General features: G+C 55.0%; 14 protein-coding genes. 7 read left to right on the top strand and 7 right to left on the bottom strand.

Translation table 11 applies throughout. From position 1 onward, the window contains the following. Positions 1-35 precede the first annotated feature (35 nt). Entirely contained in the window at positions 36-560 is a 525-nt protein-coding gene (locus V6942_RS14485) for a hypothetical protein (protein WP_106925641.1), read from the top strand. Positions 561-743: 183 nt separating this feature from the next. On the opposite strand, the gene V6942_RS14480 is transcribed toward V6942_RS14485, so the two are convergent. After that, complete coding sequence (locus V6942_RS14480) at positions 744-3,134, bottom strand: glucose/quinate/shikimate family membrane-bound PQQ-dependent dehydrogenase (RefSeq protein WP_182966267.1); 2,391 nt, start codon at positions 3,132-3,134, stop codon at positions 744-746. A 203-nt stretch (positions 3,135-3,337) separates the two neighbouring features. On the opposite strand from V6942_RS14480, the gene hpt reads away from it, so the two are divergent. Further along, complete coding sequence (hpt, locus tag V6942_RS14475; protein WP_182928386.1) at positions 3,338-3,874, top strand: hypoxanthine phosphoribosyltransferase; 537 nt, start codon at positions 3,338-3,340, stop codon at positions 3,872-3,874. Between the two features lie 145 nt (positions 3,875-4,019). On the opposite strand, the gene can is transcribed toward hpt, so the two are convergent. Then, a complete protein-coding gene (gene can, locus V6942_RS14470; RefSeq protein ID WP_106925477.1) occupies positions 4,020-4,682 on the bottom strand; it encodes a carbonate dehydratase in 663 nt (220 codons plus the stop codon). Between the two features lie 227 nt (positions 4,683-4,909). Between can and V6942_RS14465 the strand changes: the two genes are divergently transcribed. From V6942_RS14465 to V6942_RS14450, 4 genes are all read left to right on the top strand, one after another. After that, positions 4,910-5,836 carry an ABC transporter ATP-binding protein gene (locus V6942_RS14465; protein ID WP_333501395.1) on the top strand — a complete coding sequence of 309 codons (927 nt, stop codon included), beginning with the start codon at positions 4,910-4,912 and terminating at the stop codon, positions 5,834-5,836. Continuing rightward, a complete protein-coding gene (locus V6942_RS14460) occupies positions 5,833-6,603 on the top strand; it encodes an ABC transporter permease (RefSeq protein WP_106925481.1) in 771 nt (256 codons plus the stop codon). Before V6942_RS14465 ends, V6942_RS14460 begins: the two co-directional genes overlap by 4 nt. 110 nt (positions 6,604-6,713) lie before the next feature. Then, entirely contained in the window at positions 6,714-7,154 is a 441-nt protein-coding gene (locus V6942_RS14455) for a PTS sugar transporter subunit IIA (RefSeq protein WP_333501394.1), read from the top strand. A 63-nt stretch (positions 7,155-7,217) separates the two neighbouring features. Next, a complete protein-coding gene (locus V6942_RS14450) occupies positions 7,218-8,447 on the top strand; it encodes a polysaccharide deacetylase family protein (protein ID WP_106925485.1) in 1,230 nt (409 codons plus the stop codon). Between the two features lie 35 nt (positions 8,448-8,482). Here the strand turns inward: V6942_RS14450 and panD are convergent, their stop codons facing one another. Then, the gene (gene panD / locus V6942_RS14445; protein WP_035891933.1) at positions 8,483-8,863 is read right to left on the bottom strand and encodes an aspartate 1-decarboxylase; all 381 of its coding nucleotides are present in this window, start codon (positions 8,861-8,863) and stop codon (positions 8,483-8,485) included. 267 nt (positions 8,864-9,130) lie between these two features. Between panD and V6942_RS14440 the strand changes: the two genes are divergently transcribed. Then, entirely contained in the window at positions 9,131-10,048 is a 918-nt protein-coding gene (locus V6942_RS14440) for an Rpn family recombination-promoting nuclease/putative transposase (RefSeq protein WP_333501393.1), read from the top strand. Between the two features lie 26 nt (positions 10,049-10,074). Here the strand turns inward: V6942_RS14440 and panC are convergent, their stop codons facing one another. The 4 genes from panC to V6942_RS14420 all read right to left on the bottom strand — a co-directional run bounded on the left by panC (position 10,075) and on the right by V6942_RS14420 (position 14,738). Continuing rightward, positions 10,075-10,926 carry a pantoate--beta-alanine ligase gene (panC, locus tag V6942_RS14435; RefSeq protein ID WP_106925489.1) on the bottom strand — a complete coding sequence of 284 codons (852 nt, stop codon included), beginning with the start codon at positions 10,924-10,926 and terminating at the stop codon, positions 10,075-10,077. A 168-nt stretch (positions 10,927-11,094) separates the two neighbouring features. Further along, a complete protein-coding gene (gene panB, locus V6942_RS14430; protein WP_333501409.1) occupies positions 11,095-11,886 on the bottom strand; it encodes a 3-methyl-2-oxobutanoate hydroxymethyltransferase in 792 nt (263 codons plus the stop codon). Between the two features lie 116 nt (positions 11,887-12,002). Then, positions 12,003-13,241 carry a fimbrial protein gene (locus V6942_RS14425; protein WP_333501392.1) on the bottom strand — a complete coding sequence of 413 codons (1,239 nt, stop codon included), beginning with the start codon at positions 13,239-13,241 and terminating at the stop codon, positions 12,003-12,005. Between the two features lie 219 nt (positions 13,242-13,460). Next, positions 13,461-14,738: a fimbrial protein gene (locus V6942_RS14420; RefSeq protein ID WP_333501391.1), complete on the bottom strand. Its 1,278-nt coding sequence runs from the start codon at positions 14,736-14,738 to the stop codon at positions 13,461-13,463. Between the last annotated feature and the right edge of the window lie 18 nt (positions 14,739-14,756).

Raw genomic sequence — 14,756 nt, 5'->3', positions numbered from 1 at the left:
CGCAATTTTGCGTGGACTTCAAGTATGAGGTAAAAATGGATTTTTTTCGTAAAGTAACCGTCGCCTGCCTGGCGTTATTCGTGACGTTTTCCGCCACTGCGGGGATGATGCTTGAGCGTAAAGCGGTACCCGAGTTAAAACTGAGCATTGAAATTCCTACCAGCATGTCGCCAATGTCAGAAGAGATGGCGAAGGTAAAATACCCGTCGGAAAACCGTCCGCAGGTTATTTATGGTGATGAAAAAGGCAAAGCGTCTTTGGGGATCACAGCCGGGCGTAATCCGTTACCGGCGGATAAAATCGATGAATTCAAAGATGTGATGCTCAAGATGATGGAAACGCTGAAGCCGAAAGCAGAAGCGGTAACGGTTGATGGGCACAAGGCCTGGATCCTGACTTTTAGCGTTCAGGCGCCGGACAGTGAAATTCTCAACCTGATGCTGATTACGTCTCAGGATGGTAAGGCGGTACAGGTCGCATTTAACATGACCCAGGATTTGGTCGAGCAGTATCAAAGCGCGGCCAAAGCGTCGCTGCTGTCGCTGAAATTCGATAAATAACGCGCTTACCAATTGAAAAGCCACCATACCGTTGGGCATGGTGGCTTTTTTTTGGGGCAAGAAATGCAGGATGGCGCTAGCGCTTATCCGGGCTACAAAGCGATGGCATGCGGTATATCACGTCGCCACGTTGTAAGCCGGATGAGGCGGAAGCCACCATCCGGCACATCGACTCACTTCGCGTTACTTCACGTCATCCGGCAGCGCATAGGCCACGATATAGTCGCCCATTTTCGTACCAAACGAACCGTGACCGCCTGCGGAGATCACCACGTACTGTTTGCCATCCACTTCATAGGTCATTGGCGTTGCCTGACCGCCTGCTGGCAAACGTCCCTGCCACAGTTTTTCACCGTTGCTCATGTTATAAGCGCGCAGATAGTTATCGGCGGTCGCTGCGATAAACAGCACGTTACCCGCGGTGGAGATCGGGCCGCCCAGCATCGGCATACCCATATTGAACGGCAGCGGAACCGGCAGCGGGAACGGCAGGCTATCCTGCGGCGTACCTAAACGTTTTTTCCACACCACTTCGTTGGTTTTCAGATCCAGCGCTGAGATATAACCCCAGGCAGGTTGTTTACACGGCAGGCCAAACGGCGACAGGAACGCGTTCAGGGTCACGCCAAACGGCACGCCGTACTGCGGCTGAATACCGGACTCAGTACCGCTGGATTTCGCATCTTTCGGCGGTTCCATCGGGTTACCCGGGCCGCGTGGAATCAGCTTCGAGACAAACGGCAGCGCCATTGGGTTGGCGATGGCCACCTGGCGATTCGGGTCGACGGAGATACCGCCCCATTCGAACATCCCCAGGTTACCCGGGAACACCAGCGTACCCTGCTCAGACGGCGGGGTGAAGATGCCTTCATAGCGCAGCTGATGGAACATCACGCGGCACACCAGCTGGTCGAACATGGTGGCGCCCCACATGTCCGCGCCGGTCAGATCTTTCTTCGGACGGAAGCTCAGATCGGAGAACGGTTGGGTTTTGCTGACGTAGTCGCCTTTGGCTGCGCCCTGAGGAACCGGTTTTTCCGGTGCTGGCACAACCAACTCGCCGTTACGGCGATCCAGTACGAAGATGTTACCGGTTTTCGCCGGCGCATAGATAACCGGCACCGTTTTACCGTCTACGGTAATATCCGCCAGCGTCGGCTGGGACGGCATATCCATATCCCACAGATCGTGGTGAACGGTCTGGTAGCTCCAGGCAAGCTTACCGGTGGTGGCATTGAGCGCCACAATCGAGCTCGCATAGCGTTCCTGCTCTGGCGTACGGTTGCCGCCCCAGATGTCAGGCGTGGTCACGCCCATCGGCAGATACACCAGATCCAGCTTCGCGTCGTAGGCCGCCGGGGCCCAGGAGTTCGGCGAGTTAAAGGTGTAGTGCTGTCCTGGCTGCGGCAGCGCGTTCGGATCTTTCGCACCCGGGTCAAAGGCCCACAGCAGCTCGCCGCTGTTGACGTCAAAACCACGAATGACGCCAGACGGCTCACGGGTAGAGAAGTTATCGGTTACCGCACCGGCAATCACAATCACTTTATCGGTGATAATCGGCGGTGAAGTCGGTTCGTACATCCCCGGCGTAGTGACCGGCATGTCGGTTTGCAGGTTCAGAATGCCTTTGTTGGCAAAGGATTCGCACAGCTTACCGGTGTCGGCGTTGAGGGCAAAAATACGCCCGTCGTTAACCGGAAGAATGATACGACGCGGGCAGTCGGATACCACGTCAGGCGAGGCGTTCGCCGCCGTCGCTTCGTGATAAGACACGCCGCGGCAGGTCACGTGCTGGAAGCTTGGGTCGGTGCCCAGCTGCGGGTCGAAGTGCCACTTCTCTTTACCGGTGGCCGCATCCAGTGCGAACAGGCGCTGGTGGGCAGTACACAGGTACAGCATGTTGCCGATTTTGATCGGCGTCACCTCGTTAGTAATTTCACCCGGATCGTTCGGCTGCTTCAGATCGCCGGTGCGGAACACCCAGGCTTCTTTCAGATTATGCACGTTGTCGGCGTTAATCTGCTTGAGCGGCGAGAAGCGCTGGCCTTCCTGATTACGGCCATAAGCTGGCCAGTCCTGGTCGGCGACCTGAGAGATAGGTTCAGCAGGCGTGGCGTCGGCGTTCAGGGTGCCGTTCACTTCCTGCGGATCGTTAAACCCGGCCCAGGTCAGAATACCGGCGCTGATCAGCAGCGCCACCACCAGCGCGCCCACCGCGCCGCTGGACGGCACGGGCAGGCGACGCCAGACGAATGGCAGAATCAGCCATACGCCGAAGATCACCAGCACGTCGCTGCGTGGCGTGAGCGCCCAGAAGTCAAAGCCGACTTCCCATACGCCCCAGATCAGCGTTGCCAGCAGCAGCGCGGCGTACAGCCATAGCGCTGAGCGTTTGCCGCGCCACAGCAATACGGTGACGGCCAGCATGACCAGCCCAGCGATGGGGTAGTACCAGGAGCCGCCAATCGCGACCAGCCAGACGCCGCCTATCAGAAGATACAGGCTACAAAATGCCGCGAAGAGGGCGGTGAGCCTCGCGAGCAGCCGGGGTTGTTGATAGTTTGTTTCAGCCATAGAAAGGTGTCCGTTTGTTTGTTAATTATTGCTTTCATTTGATTATAGGATTTAACAAGTGTGATCGAAATCACAAAATGAGCTTTATTATCCAATTAACCGCCTGAATCGTTTTGCTGGTATACTTTCCCGCTTGCTGATCAACCTCGCGGCTCTGGTTAACAGGTTGAGTGATTTACATTTAAAATCATGTGGTTAGTTAAATGAAACATACTGTTGAAGTGATGATCCCGGAAGCGGAGATCAAAGCGCGTATCGCCGAACTGGGTCGTCAGATTAACGAACGCTATAAAGATAGCGGCAGCGAAATGGTACTGGTGGGTTTGCTGCGCGGTTCATTCATGTTCATGGCCGATCTCTGCCGTGAAGTGCAGGTACCGCACGAAGTCGATTTCATGACGGCATCCAGCTATGGCAGCGGTATGTCTACCACCCGCGACGTGAAGATCCTCAAAGACCTGGATGAAGACATCCGTGGGAAAGACGTGCTGATCGTCGAAGACATTATCGATTCAGGCAATACGCTGTCGAAAGTGCGCGAGATTCTGAGCCTGCGTGAGCCGAAGTCGCTGGCTATCTGCACGCTGCTGGACAAACCGTCCCGCCGTGAAGTGGACGTGCCGGTTGAGTTTGTGGGCTTCGCCATTCCTGACGAATTCGTGGTGGGCTACGGTATCGACTACGCCCAGCGCTATCGTCATCTGCCGTATGTTGGCAAAGTGGTGATGTTAGACGAGTAATCTGCGGGAGCGCCTGATGGCGCTTCGCTTATCAGGCCTACAACCTGCGACGTAGGCCGGGTAAGGCGCAGCCGCCACCCGGCAATACCAACGGCGCAGGTCGGTAGGCCGGGTAAGGCACTGCCGTCACCCGCCCATCCCTGCACTACTTATGATTGATGTGCTTTAACTTGAGGTTGGAAATCCCGTGGCGGTAACGCTGCTCCAGGGTTTCACGGCTGACTGCCGTAACGTCGAGATCGCGCAGCAGGCCGTCATGAATACCATAGGCCCAGCCGTGAATCATCACCTTCTGGCCGCGTTTCCACGCCGATTGCATAATTGTCGAATGGCCCAGGTTGTACACCTGCTCCATCACATTTAGCTCGCATAATGTGTCCATGCGACGCTCCGGCGGCATCTCGCCAAGCAATGAGCTATGTTTGAACCAGATATCGCGAATGTGCAGCAGCCAGTTATCGATTAAGCCCAGCTCCGGGTTTTCAACCGCCGCCTGTACGCCGCCGCAGCCATAGTGGCCGCAGATAATAATGTGTTCAACTTCCAGCACATCAACGGCATACTGCACCACAGAAAGGCAGTTAAGGTCGGTGTGAATAACAAGGTTGGCTACGTTACGGTGAACAAACAATTCGCCAGGCTCAAGCCCGGTTAAACGTTCAGCAGGGACGCGGCTGTCGGAACACCCTATCCATAAAAAGCGGGGTTTTTGCGCTTGCGATAGCGTCGCAAAAAATCCGGGATCCTCTTCTCTCAGCATTTTTGACCATAGTGCGTTGTTGCTGATGAGTGTATCTATGTCTTTCATGGAGGCTTGTAACCAATTGAAGTGCGTTGGGCTAATATAGGGCAACTCCTGATTTATTAAAACTAAATACTCGTCGTACTTCGATTTACAGCGGCGTTGGCTTTCCTCGCTCACCCCAGTCACGTACTGGTGTACGTTCCTGAGGATTCGCTGCGTCGCCGCCTTGCTGTAACTAGAATGACTTAGAGTAAATATCAAGTATCAGAATGTAAGGTAAGCGACAATCTATGACCATTGCACTGGAATTAGAGCAACTGACAAAGACCTATCCGGGCGGCGTTCAGGCGCTGCGTGGGATCGATCTGAAAGTTGAGGCCGGCGATTTTTACGCGCTTCTGGGGCCGAACGGCGCGGGTAAATCCACCACCATCGGCATCATCAGCTCGTTGGTGAATAAAACCTCCGGGCGGGTGAGCGTATTTGGCTACGACCTGCAAAAGGACGTGGTTAACGCTAAGCGCCAGCTCGGGCTGGTGCCGCAGGAGTTCAACTTCAACCCGTTTGAAACCGTGCAGCAAATTGTGGTGAACCAGGCGGGTTACTACGGTGTTGAACACAAAGAAGCGGTGCTCCGCAGCGAAAAATACCTCAAGCAGCTCGATCTGTGGGAAAAACGCAACGAACGTGCGCGGATGCTCTCCGGCGGTATGAAGCGCCGCCTGATGATTGCCCGCGCGCTGATGCATGAGCCCAAGCTGCTGATTCTCGATGAGCCGACCGCTGGTGTGGATATCGAACTGCGTCGTTCGATGTGGGGCTTCCTGAAAGATCTTAACGACAAAGGCACCACCATTATCCTCACCACCCACTATCTGGAAGAGGCAGAAATGCTGTGCCGTAATATCGGCATCATCCAGCGCGGTGAGCTGGTGGAGAACACCTCGATGAAGGCGCTGCTGTCTAAGCTGAAATCGGAAACCTTTATTCTTGACCTGGCGCCAAAAAGCCCGCTGCCGCAGCTTGAGGGCTACCGGTATAACCTGGTCGATACCTCAACGCTGGAAGTGGAAGTGCTGCGCGAGCAGGGGATTAACAGCGTCTTCAGCCAACTGAGTGCCCAGGGCATCCAGGTGCTGAGTATGCGTAACAAAGCGAACCGTCTGGAAGAACTGTTTGTTTCGCTGGTTCATGAAAAACAAGGAGATCGCGCATGATGCAGCTTTACTGGATCGCGCTGAAAAGCATCTGGGCGAAAGAGATCCATCGCTTTATGCGTATCTGGGTACAGACGCTGGTGCCGCCGGTCATCACCATGACGCTGTACTTTATTATCTTTGGTAATCTGATTGGTTCACGTATTGGCGAGATGCACGGCTTTAGCTATATGCAGTTTATCGTGCCGGGGCTGATCATGATGGCGGTTATCACCAACGCCTATGCCAACGTGGCCTCGTCATTCTTCAGCGCCAAGTTTCAGCGTAACATTGAAGAGCTGCTGGTTGCGCCGGTGCCAACGCACGTGATTATCGCGGGCTTTGTCGGCGGCGGCGTAGCGCGCGGTCTGTGCGTGGGGATTCTGGTCACCGCCGTGTCGCTGTTCTTCGTCCCGTTCCAGGTGCATTCGTGGGTATTTGTTGCCCTGACGCTGGTGCTGACGGCGATTCTGTTCTCGCTGGCGGGCCTGCTGAACGCCGTGTTTGCGAAAACCTTCGATGACATCAGCCTGATCCCGACCTTTGTGCTGACGCCGCTGACCTACCTCGGTGGGGTGTTCTATTCGCTGACGCTGCTGCCGCCGTTCTGGCAGGGGCTGTCGCACCTGAACCCCATCGTCTATATGATCAGCGGGTTCCGCTACGGTTTCCTCGGCATTAACGATGTGCCGCTGGTCACTACCTTCGGCGTGCTGGTGGTGTTTATCCTCGCCTTCTACCTGCTGTGCTGGTATCTCATCCAGCGCGGGCGCGGTCTGCGCAGCTGATTTGTTTGATTTCCCGGCAGGTGATACCTGCCGGGACGCGTTCTTTGACAGTCATCACCCCCCTTTATCTATCACTCCGCTAAACTACTTGCCTGCTAAGGAGGCAAGCTATGTTAGGTTGGGTGATATCCTGCCACGACGATCGCGCACAGGAACTGCTGGATCGTCTGGAAAAAAAATTCGGGCCGCTGCCGCAGTGCCGGGCGGTAAACTACTGGCGTGGGCTCAGCGCCAATATGCTAAGCCGCATGATGTGCGATGCGCTGCATCAAACCGACTCCGGCGACGGCGTCATTTTTCTGACCGATAACGCCGGCGCGGCGCCTTATCGCGTGGCCTCGCTGATGAGTCATAAGCACAGCGGCTGCGAGGTGATTGCCGGTGTTCACTACTCATCGATTGAGTCGATGATTCCCCTGCGGGAATCCCTCAGCAGCGGCGACTTTCGCGATCGCATCGTTGCCCAAGGGTCGCCCGGCGTCACCAGCCTGTGGCATCAGCAGCAAAAAAATCCGCCCTTTGTGCTGCTCCACGATTTGTATAAGCCGTAAACATTGGTATTGATGTCGCTTTTGTTACAATAATGAAGTCGGTTCCCGCTTCGGTTATTGCTCATGGCTATACGTGCTGTTGTTTTTGTTCTGCTGTTCCTCGCCGGCGGCGTTAGCGCCGCATTACCCGTGCGCTATATGCAAACCACCGAGGATGCGGCGATCTGGGCGCGCATCGGTAATAAAACCATGACCGTTGGCAACCTGCGCGCCGGGCAAATTATTGCCGTTGAACCCGACGTCGAAGATTACGACACCTTCAGCTTTGGCTTCGGCAAGGGGTTTATCGATAAAGGCCATCTTGAACCGGTGCAGGGTCGTCAGCGGGTAGAGGATGGCTTAGGCGATCTGAATAAGCCGCTCAGCAACCAGAATCTGATCACCTGGAAAGATACGCCGGTGTACAACGCGCCGGACGCGGGCAGCGCGCCGTTTGGGACGCTGGCGGATAACCTGCGCTACCCGATTCTTAACAAGCTAAAAGACCGGCTGAATCAGACCTGGTATCAGATTCGTATCGGCGGGCGGTTGGCTTACATCAGCGCGCTGGACGCTCAGCCGGATAACGGCATTCCGGTGATCACTTACCACCATATCCTGCGTGACGAAGAAAACACCCGCTTCCGCCATACCTCTACCACCACGTCGGTGCGGGCATTCAGTAACCAGATGACCTGGCTGCGCGATATGGGCTACACCACGCTGACGCTCTATCAACTGGAAGATTATCTCCACAACCGCGCTAATCTGCCGGCGCGCGCGGTGGCGATTACTTTTGATGACGGTCTGAAGTCGGTCAGCCGCTATGCCTACCCGGTGCTCAAGCAGTACGGCTTTAAGGCGACGGCGTTTATTATCTCGTCGCGCATCAAGCGTCACCCGCAGAAGTGGGCGCCGAAATCGCTGCAGTTTATGAGCGTGTCCGAGCTGGAAGAAATTAAAGATGTCTTTGATTTTCAGTCACACACCCACTTCCTGCATCGCGTGGATGGCTATCGACGTCCGATTCTGCTGAGCCGAAGCTATCACAATATTCTTTTTGATTTCGAGCGTTCCCGACGGGCGCTCGCGCAGTTTAATCCGCACGTACTGTATCTTTCCTACCCGTTCGGCGGCTATAACGCCACGGCGGTGAAAGCCGCAAGCGACGCCGGTTTTCATTTGGCAGTGACGACGGTGAAAGGCAAGGTGAAACCGGGTGACAACCCAATGCTGCTCAAAAGACTGTATATATTGCGCACGGATTCGCTGGAGACGATGTCGCGGCTTATCAGCAATCAGCCGCAGGGATAAGCTGGCGCTCCGCGGGCGCGGAACGCCAGAGAGGATCAGGCAACCTGAACCGGAATCGCTTTGGCGGTACGTTTCATTTCGTTGTCGCCTTCAAAGTAGGCGACGTTCGGACGCCAGGTGCGTGCTTCTTCGTCAGACATGGTGACAAAGCTAGCGATAATCACAATATCGCCCACGTCGGCGTTATGCGCTGCCGCGCCGTTAACAGAGATGATTTTAGAGCCGCGCTCCGCCGCAATGGCGTAGGTGGAAAAACGTTTACCGTTGTTCACGTTCCAGATATCAATGGCTTCGTTTTCCAGGATACCGGCAGCGTCAAGGAAGTCCTGGTCGATGGCGCAGGAGCCTTCGTAGTGCAGGTCGGCATGCGTCACTTTCACGCGGTGGAGTTTGCCCTGCAGCATAGTGCGAATCATAGCGTCTACCTTTAATTCTTAGCGGAAACAAAGCAGTTCACGACTGCCTTGAGGAATTTCGCAGGCAGTATTGCCCGATTTTTGTTGAGTGTCTACACATCTGGTGTTGTTTCTTCATACAGTTTGCGTAATGCCTGGCAGAAAGTTTTACAACCGTTGTAACGCGTTGTTTTTTTCCTCTGCCCGCCTCGTAAAAGCCTAAATACGGCGCTGACCCCGAGTATTGGCGTGCGGATACTGGCCTTCAGGATGACTGGACAGGTCAGGATGATGGAACCTTCTACCAACGCACCGCACGATGCGGTATTCAAACAATTTTTGATGCACCCGGAAACGGCGCGTGATTTTCTGGATATTCACCTGCCCGCAGAGCTACGTGAGATTTGCGACCTGAGCACGCTTCAGCTCGAGTCGGGAACCTTTATCGAAGACGATCTGAGAGCACAATACAGCGATGTTCTGTATTCGCTGCAAATGCAGGGGAACGACGGCTACCTTCATGTTCTCATTGAACACCAAAGTTCTCCGGATAAAAAAATGGCCTTTCGTATGATCCGTTACGCGATTGCCGCTATGCATCGCCACCTTGAAGCCGGGAACGAGCAGCTTCCTCTGGTGATCCCCATTTTGTTTTATCAGGGGAAAGTGAGTCCTTACCCGTTTTCCCTGTGCTGGCTGGATATGTTTGCCTCATCGACGCTGGCCGGAAGGCTATACAGTCAGCCTTTCCCGCTGGTCGACATCACCGTTATTCCCGATGATGACATCATGCAACACCGGCGAGTCGCGATACTTGAGCTGTTGCAAAAGCACATTCGGCAGCGAGATTTAATGGGGTTACTGGAGCCGCTGGTAACGCTTTTGCACGCGGAGTACACTACCGATAGCCAGCTAGTCACGCTGCTAAACTATATGTTGCAAAGCGGTACGACACATAAACCAACCGTATTTTTCAGGGAGCTGACGAACAGGATGCCTAAGGAGAAAACGATGCAGACGCTCGCACAATGGCTTGAAGAACAGGGGATGCAAAAGGACGTGGCGCAGGGCACGCGCGAAGGCCAATCAGAAGAACGCCGTATTATTGCCCGCCGTATGCTGAAAAAGGGGATGGCGCACGAGGATGTCGCGCAGATGACCACGCTATCGCTTCTTGAGGTTGAGCAGCTAATTGACTGGCGCTAACCCGGGTCAGCGCCAGTGCAGGCCGCTTAGCTTAGCTCAACGATTTTGTTATCGATAAGCCGCGCCTGGCCCAGCCACGCGGCCATCAGGATCACCGCGCGTTTGCTGCTGTCGGTCAGGTCGAGCAGGGTGTCGGCGTCGCGGATCTGGATATCATCGGCGCGGAAGCCTTTTTCGTTCAGCTCCTGCTCGGCGATAGCAATCATCTCGCCCTGGTCACGTTCACCGGCTTTCAGCTTCTCGGCTACGCGGCTCAATACCTTGTACAGACCCGGCGCAATTTTCCGCTGCTCCGCGGTCAGGTAACCGTTGCGTGAGCTCAGCGCCAGACCATCTTTGGCGCGGATGATCGGCACGCCGACGATCTCAATGTCGTAGCCGAGATCGGCCACCATTTTGCGAATCAGCGCCAGCTGCTGGAAGTCTTTCTCACCAAAGCAGGCGAGATCCGGCTGGATCAGGTTGAACAGTTTGCTGACGATGGTCGACACGCCGCGGAAATGGCCCGGGCGGCTGGCGCCTTCCAGCATGGTGGAGAGACCGGGGACATCAACAAAGGTCTGGCCTTCCAGGCCCTGCGGGTAAATTTCTTTTTCTGACGGAGCAAACACGAAGTCGACTTTGCGCTTATTCAGCTTTTCGCAGTCATCCTGCAGGGTGCGTGGATAGCGGGCTAAATCTTCCGGGCGGTCGAACTGCATTGGGTTAACGAAAATACTCACCACCACCACATCGGCACGGGCTTTGGCCTCGTCAACCAGCGTCATATGACCGTCGTGCAGGTTGCCCATGGTCGGGACCAACGCGACGCGTTTGCCTTCCTGACGCAGACGGCGAATGTGCTGACGTAGCAGCGGCAGGGTTTCAATAATTAACACAACAAGACTCCTTAAGTTCTGAGGGTCTGTAGTTTGTAGGCCTGATAAGCGTAGCGCTATCAGGCGTTTTGCCGGATGGCGACGCAAAGCGTCTTATCCGGCCTACATTCTACAACCGCACGCGTAGCGCCCGCCGTCATCCGGCGTAATGGCGTGCAGGCAGATAAATTAATGGAAACTGTGTTCTTCACCCGGATAAACACCGGACTCCACTTCGGCAATATACTGCCGTACTGCGGCACGCATGTCGCCCGCTTCGGTAAGGAAATTTTTGGCAAACTTTGGAATGTGGCCGCCGGTAATACCAAAGGCGTCGTGCATCACCAGGATCTGCCCGTCGGTGACGTTACCTGCGCCAATCCCGATAACCGGAATTGACAGCGCCTCCGTCACACGTTTTGCCAGCGCAACCGGCACGCACTCCAGCACCAGCAGCTGTATGCCCGCGGTTTCCAGCGCCAGCGCGTCATCCAGCAGTACCTGCCCGGCGTCGCCGCGGCCCTGAACTTTGTAGCCGCCGAACACGTTTACCGACTGCGGGGTTAACCCCAGATGCCCGCAGACCGGCACCGCGCGCTCGGCCAGCATTTTGACGGTATCGGCAAGCCATGCGCCGCCTTCAATTTTGATCATATTGGCGCCGGCACGCATGACCGTAGCGGCATTTTCGAAGGTTTGCTCCGGCGTGGCGTAAGCCATAAACGGCAGGTCAGACAGCAGCAGGCAGTTCGGCGCGCCGCGACGGACGGCGCGGGTGTGGTAGGCGATATCTTCAACGGTCACAGGCAGGGTGGAATCATGACCCTGAACGGTCATCCCCAGGGAGTCGCCAACCAGCATCACGTTAATGCCTTCGTCAGCGAACAGTTTGGCAAAACTGTAGTCGTAGGCGGTGATGGTGGCGAAGCGTTTCTTTTCCTGTTTGCATTTCTGCAGCAAGGCGATGGTGGTTGGTTTCATCATAACCCCTGTTGGTCATAAATTGTATGAATGCAATGCGCGCATTGTAGGGGAAGAGAGGACGGAACGTTAGCCCTTTGTGGGCATATCCATCCTGATGGCGCTTTCGGGCATCATCAGGGATAGTCGAGCGTAAAAATACCGTTGGCTTTAAAGTTACCTGAGCCAATTTTCTGATTGCCGTCGCGTTTGAGCGTGGCCAGAAAGTTGAGCGTCAGCGACTGGTTTTTCCCGTTTTCGCTGGTGCCGTAGATATTGTCGTCGCCTGACGTATCGCGCTGCTCGCTATAGACTGAGGTGGTGTCGTTAGGCAGCAGTACCATCTGCGGGCTATAGCCGTTGGCGACGCCGCTGATCTCCACGCCGACGCCGGTGGCCTGGTTCATGGTCAGGATGTTGCCGAGCATCGTGCGGTTGCTGGCGGGCGTAGTGGTGGTCAGCGTGACGTTAATATTGCGCAGGCCGCGGCAGCCGGCGAGATTAATGGCAAACGGCACCGCGGCGGCGCCGCGAATAATCTGGTTTGGGCTGTAGCTGCCCAGGTTAACGGTGGTGCCGTTGACGCTGCTGCCGCTGGCAACCGGCTGCGTGGTGCAGGTCGGCTCGCTGGCGCTGACGGCGCTGACATCAATTGTGACGTTTTGATAATAACTTTTGATACCGCTGCCGGGGTTTTCGTTCCAGATGCGCACGTGATAGTCGCCATTTTTCAGCAGGCTAATCTTCGAACTGACCGGCGTATAGGTTTGGTCGGTATAGAAGGTGATGGCCGCGTAGAACCCAAGCCCGCCCAGGCTGTTGTATTGCATACCGCCGCTGCTGGTGTCGGAACAGATGTGGCCGTTATCTTTTACCGTAATCACGTTGTGCATGATCCCGTCCACGACGGGCAGCGTTGAGGCGGTCACGCTGAGGGCATAAGCGCTGAACGATCGCAACGTGAGCGAGAAGTAGAGACCGGTAATATTGGTTTTGAATAACGCCGCGCCGCCGTAGCTGCCGGCGGGCACCAGCCCGGACTCGACGGATAAGCGGTTGCTGGTGGCCGCGCCCGTCGAGGTACAGTACAGGCGGTCTTTGCCGCTGGACGAGCCGTGGGAGCCGTTCCAGTTGATGGTGACGTTGGCGGGGGCCAGCGTGTCGCTGCGGCTGAAGTAGACGGTTCGCCCGCTGGGGTAAGAGAGCGCGTTCGTACCGTCGCCAACCGGCCCGCCGTCCGAAGCGTAGGCGGTGCCGCCCAGCACGAACGTTTGCGTTGCGGCCTGCGCGCTGGCAGAGCACAGCAGCATTATGAGTGCCGCGCGTAAAGCGGCCATCAGGCGGTGGTAAAACGGTACGCCAGGGCTCCTTCCCATCGTTATATCCTTGCTTGTTCACGATAACGCTATTATCCGTAATAGCTTTCTCTTCCCTCAGTAGTGGGCTTGAGATTTTTCTTATAATGACACAACAAGGTCCGCGGCGTTCGAGCACTTTGTCGCTAAATATGTCACCTGTGTATTTTTGTAATGCAGGTGAGCGGGGAGATACTGCATTGAACATGTCCCCCGGCGGCAGGCCGCCGGGGGAGGTCATCAGGGGTAATCAAGGGTAAAGATAGCGTTGGCCTTAAAGTTACCAGCGCCGATTTTCTGATTGCTGTCGCGCTTAAGCGTGGCGAGGAAGTTCAGAGTATGGGTTTGCACCTTGCCGTTTTCACTGCTGCCGTAGATATTGTCATCACTGGAGGTGTCGCGCTGGTCGTTATACACCGAGCTACTCTCGTTCGGAATGATCAGCGTTTCCGTGCTGTAGCTATTGGCCGCGCCGCGAATTTCCAGCCCCACGCCGGTGGCGTGGTTAAGGGTGAGAATATTGCCGAGCAGGGTAGCATCGGTTGCCATGGTGGTGGACGCGAGCGTGACGTTAATATTGCGCAGCCCCTTACAGCCCGCCAGCTTGATGGAGAACGGCACGGCGGTTGCGCCGTTAATAATGTCGTTTGGACTGTAGCTGCCTAAATTAACGGTGGTGCCGCTGACGCTGCTGCCGCTGGCGACCGGTTGGGTGGTACAGGTAGGTTCAGCAACCGTCACCGAGCTGATATCGAAGGTCACATTATCGTAATAACTTTTAATGCCTGCGCCGGGGTTTTCGTTCCAGATACGGATGTGATAATCACCAGTTTTTAATGGTGTAATTGTGGAGCTGCCAGGGGTATAAGTTTGATCGGTATAAAATGTAAAAGCTGCATAAAAACCTAGCCCTGCTAATGTTTTATAATTGATCTCGCCAGTCGTATTTGTGTCCTGACAAAGCTGGCTGCTGTTGGTATCTTCAAGTGGAAGCACCTGATGCATTATGCCGTTCTGGATCGTAATGCTAGGGACACTCGAATGCACCATGCTATTGGAGCTAAACGAACGGATCGCTAATGAAAAATATAAACCGGTAATATTGGTCTTAAATATATCGACCCCGCCATAATTTCCCGCTGATATTAGCCCTGATTCTATAGATAAGGGATTGCCTGTTCCAACAGATGCTTGGGTACACCAGAGGCTATTCGTCTTACTTGATGATGAGCCATGGTTACCGTTCCAGTTGATGACAACATTAGCCGGGGTAAGCGTTGATGTTCGGCTAAAGTAAACCGTGCGGCCACTGGGATAAGTGAATGTACTGCTACCATCGGCTGAGGGGCCTGACTGATCTGTAGTTAGGGCGTAGTTTCCCAAAACAAACGTTTGAGTGGCATTAGCGTTAACAGAAGTAAAGAGGGTTGCCGCCATGAGCGTTATTAATGCTTTGCGAATCATTATTTTCCACTTTTTGTTAATATTATAATGATATTGCTGAGACGATTTTTCCACAGTCGTTACTCCTTTTAA

It is taken from the genome of Kluyvera genomosp. 2 (genome assembly GCF_036759865.1).
GTDB classification, from domain to species: Bacteria; Pseudomonadota; Gammaproteobacteria; order Enterobacterales; family Enterobacteriaceae; genus Kluyvera; species Kluyvera ascorbata_B.
Note: the sequence above shows the minus strand (reverse complement) of the source record. Positions and strands in the feature narration are given on the sequence as shown.

What these genes read in the sequence shown, in the direction of transcription:
- V6942_RS14480 (WP_182966267.1), bottom strand. Translation starts at nt 3,134, where the DNA reads ATGGCTGAAACAAACTATCAACAACCCCGGCTGCTCGCGAGGCTCACC.
- V6942_RS14455 (WP_333501394.1), top strand. Translation starts at nt 6,714, where the DNA reads ATGTTAGGTTGGGTGATATCCTGCCACGACGATCGCGCACAGGAACTG.
- can (WP_106925477.1), bottom strand. Translation starts at nt 4,682, where the DNA reads ATGAAAGACATAGATACACTCATCAGCAACAACGCACTATGGTCAAAA.
- V6942_RS14485 (WP_106925641.1), top strand. Translation starts at nt 36, where the DNA reads ATGGATTTTTTTCGTAAAGTAACCGTCGCCTGCCTGGCGTTATTCGTG.
- panD (WP_035891933.1), bottom strand. Translation starts at nt 8,863, where the DNA reads ATGATTCGCACTATGCTGCAGGGCAAACTCCACCGCGTGAAAGTGACG.
- V6942_RS14450 (WP_106925485.1), top strand. Translation starts at nt 7,218, where the DNA reads ATGGCTATACGTGCTGTTGTTTTTGTTCTGCTGTTCCTCGCCGGCGGC.
- V6942_RS14440 (WP_333501393.1), top strand. Translation starts at nt 9,131, where the DNA reads ATGATGGAACCTTCTACCAACGCACCGCACGATGCGGTATTCAAACAA.
- V6942_RS14465 (WP_333501395.1), top strand. Translation starts at nt 4,910, where the DNA reads ATGACCATTGCACTGGAATTAGAGCAACTGACAAAGACCTATCCGGGC.
- hpt (WP_182928386.1), top strand. Translation starts at nt 3,338, where the DNA reads ATGAAACATACTGTTGAAGTGATGATCCCGGAAGCGGAGATCAAAGCG.
- panB (WP_333501409.1), bottom strand. Translation starts at nt 11,886, where the DNA reads ATGAAACCAACCACCATCGCCTTGCTGCAGAAATGCAAACAGGAAAAG.
- V6942_RS14460 (WP_106925481.1), top strand. Translation starts at nt 5,833, where the DNA reads ATGATGCAGCTTTACTGGATCGCGCTGAAAAGCATCTGGGCGAAAGAG.
- V6942_RS14425 (WP_333501392.1), bottom strand. Translation starts at nt 13,241, where the DNA reads ATGGGAAGGAGCCCTGGCGTACCGTTTTACCACCGCCTGATGGCCGCT.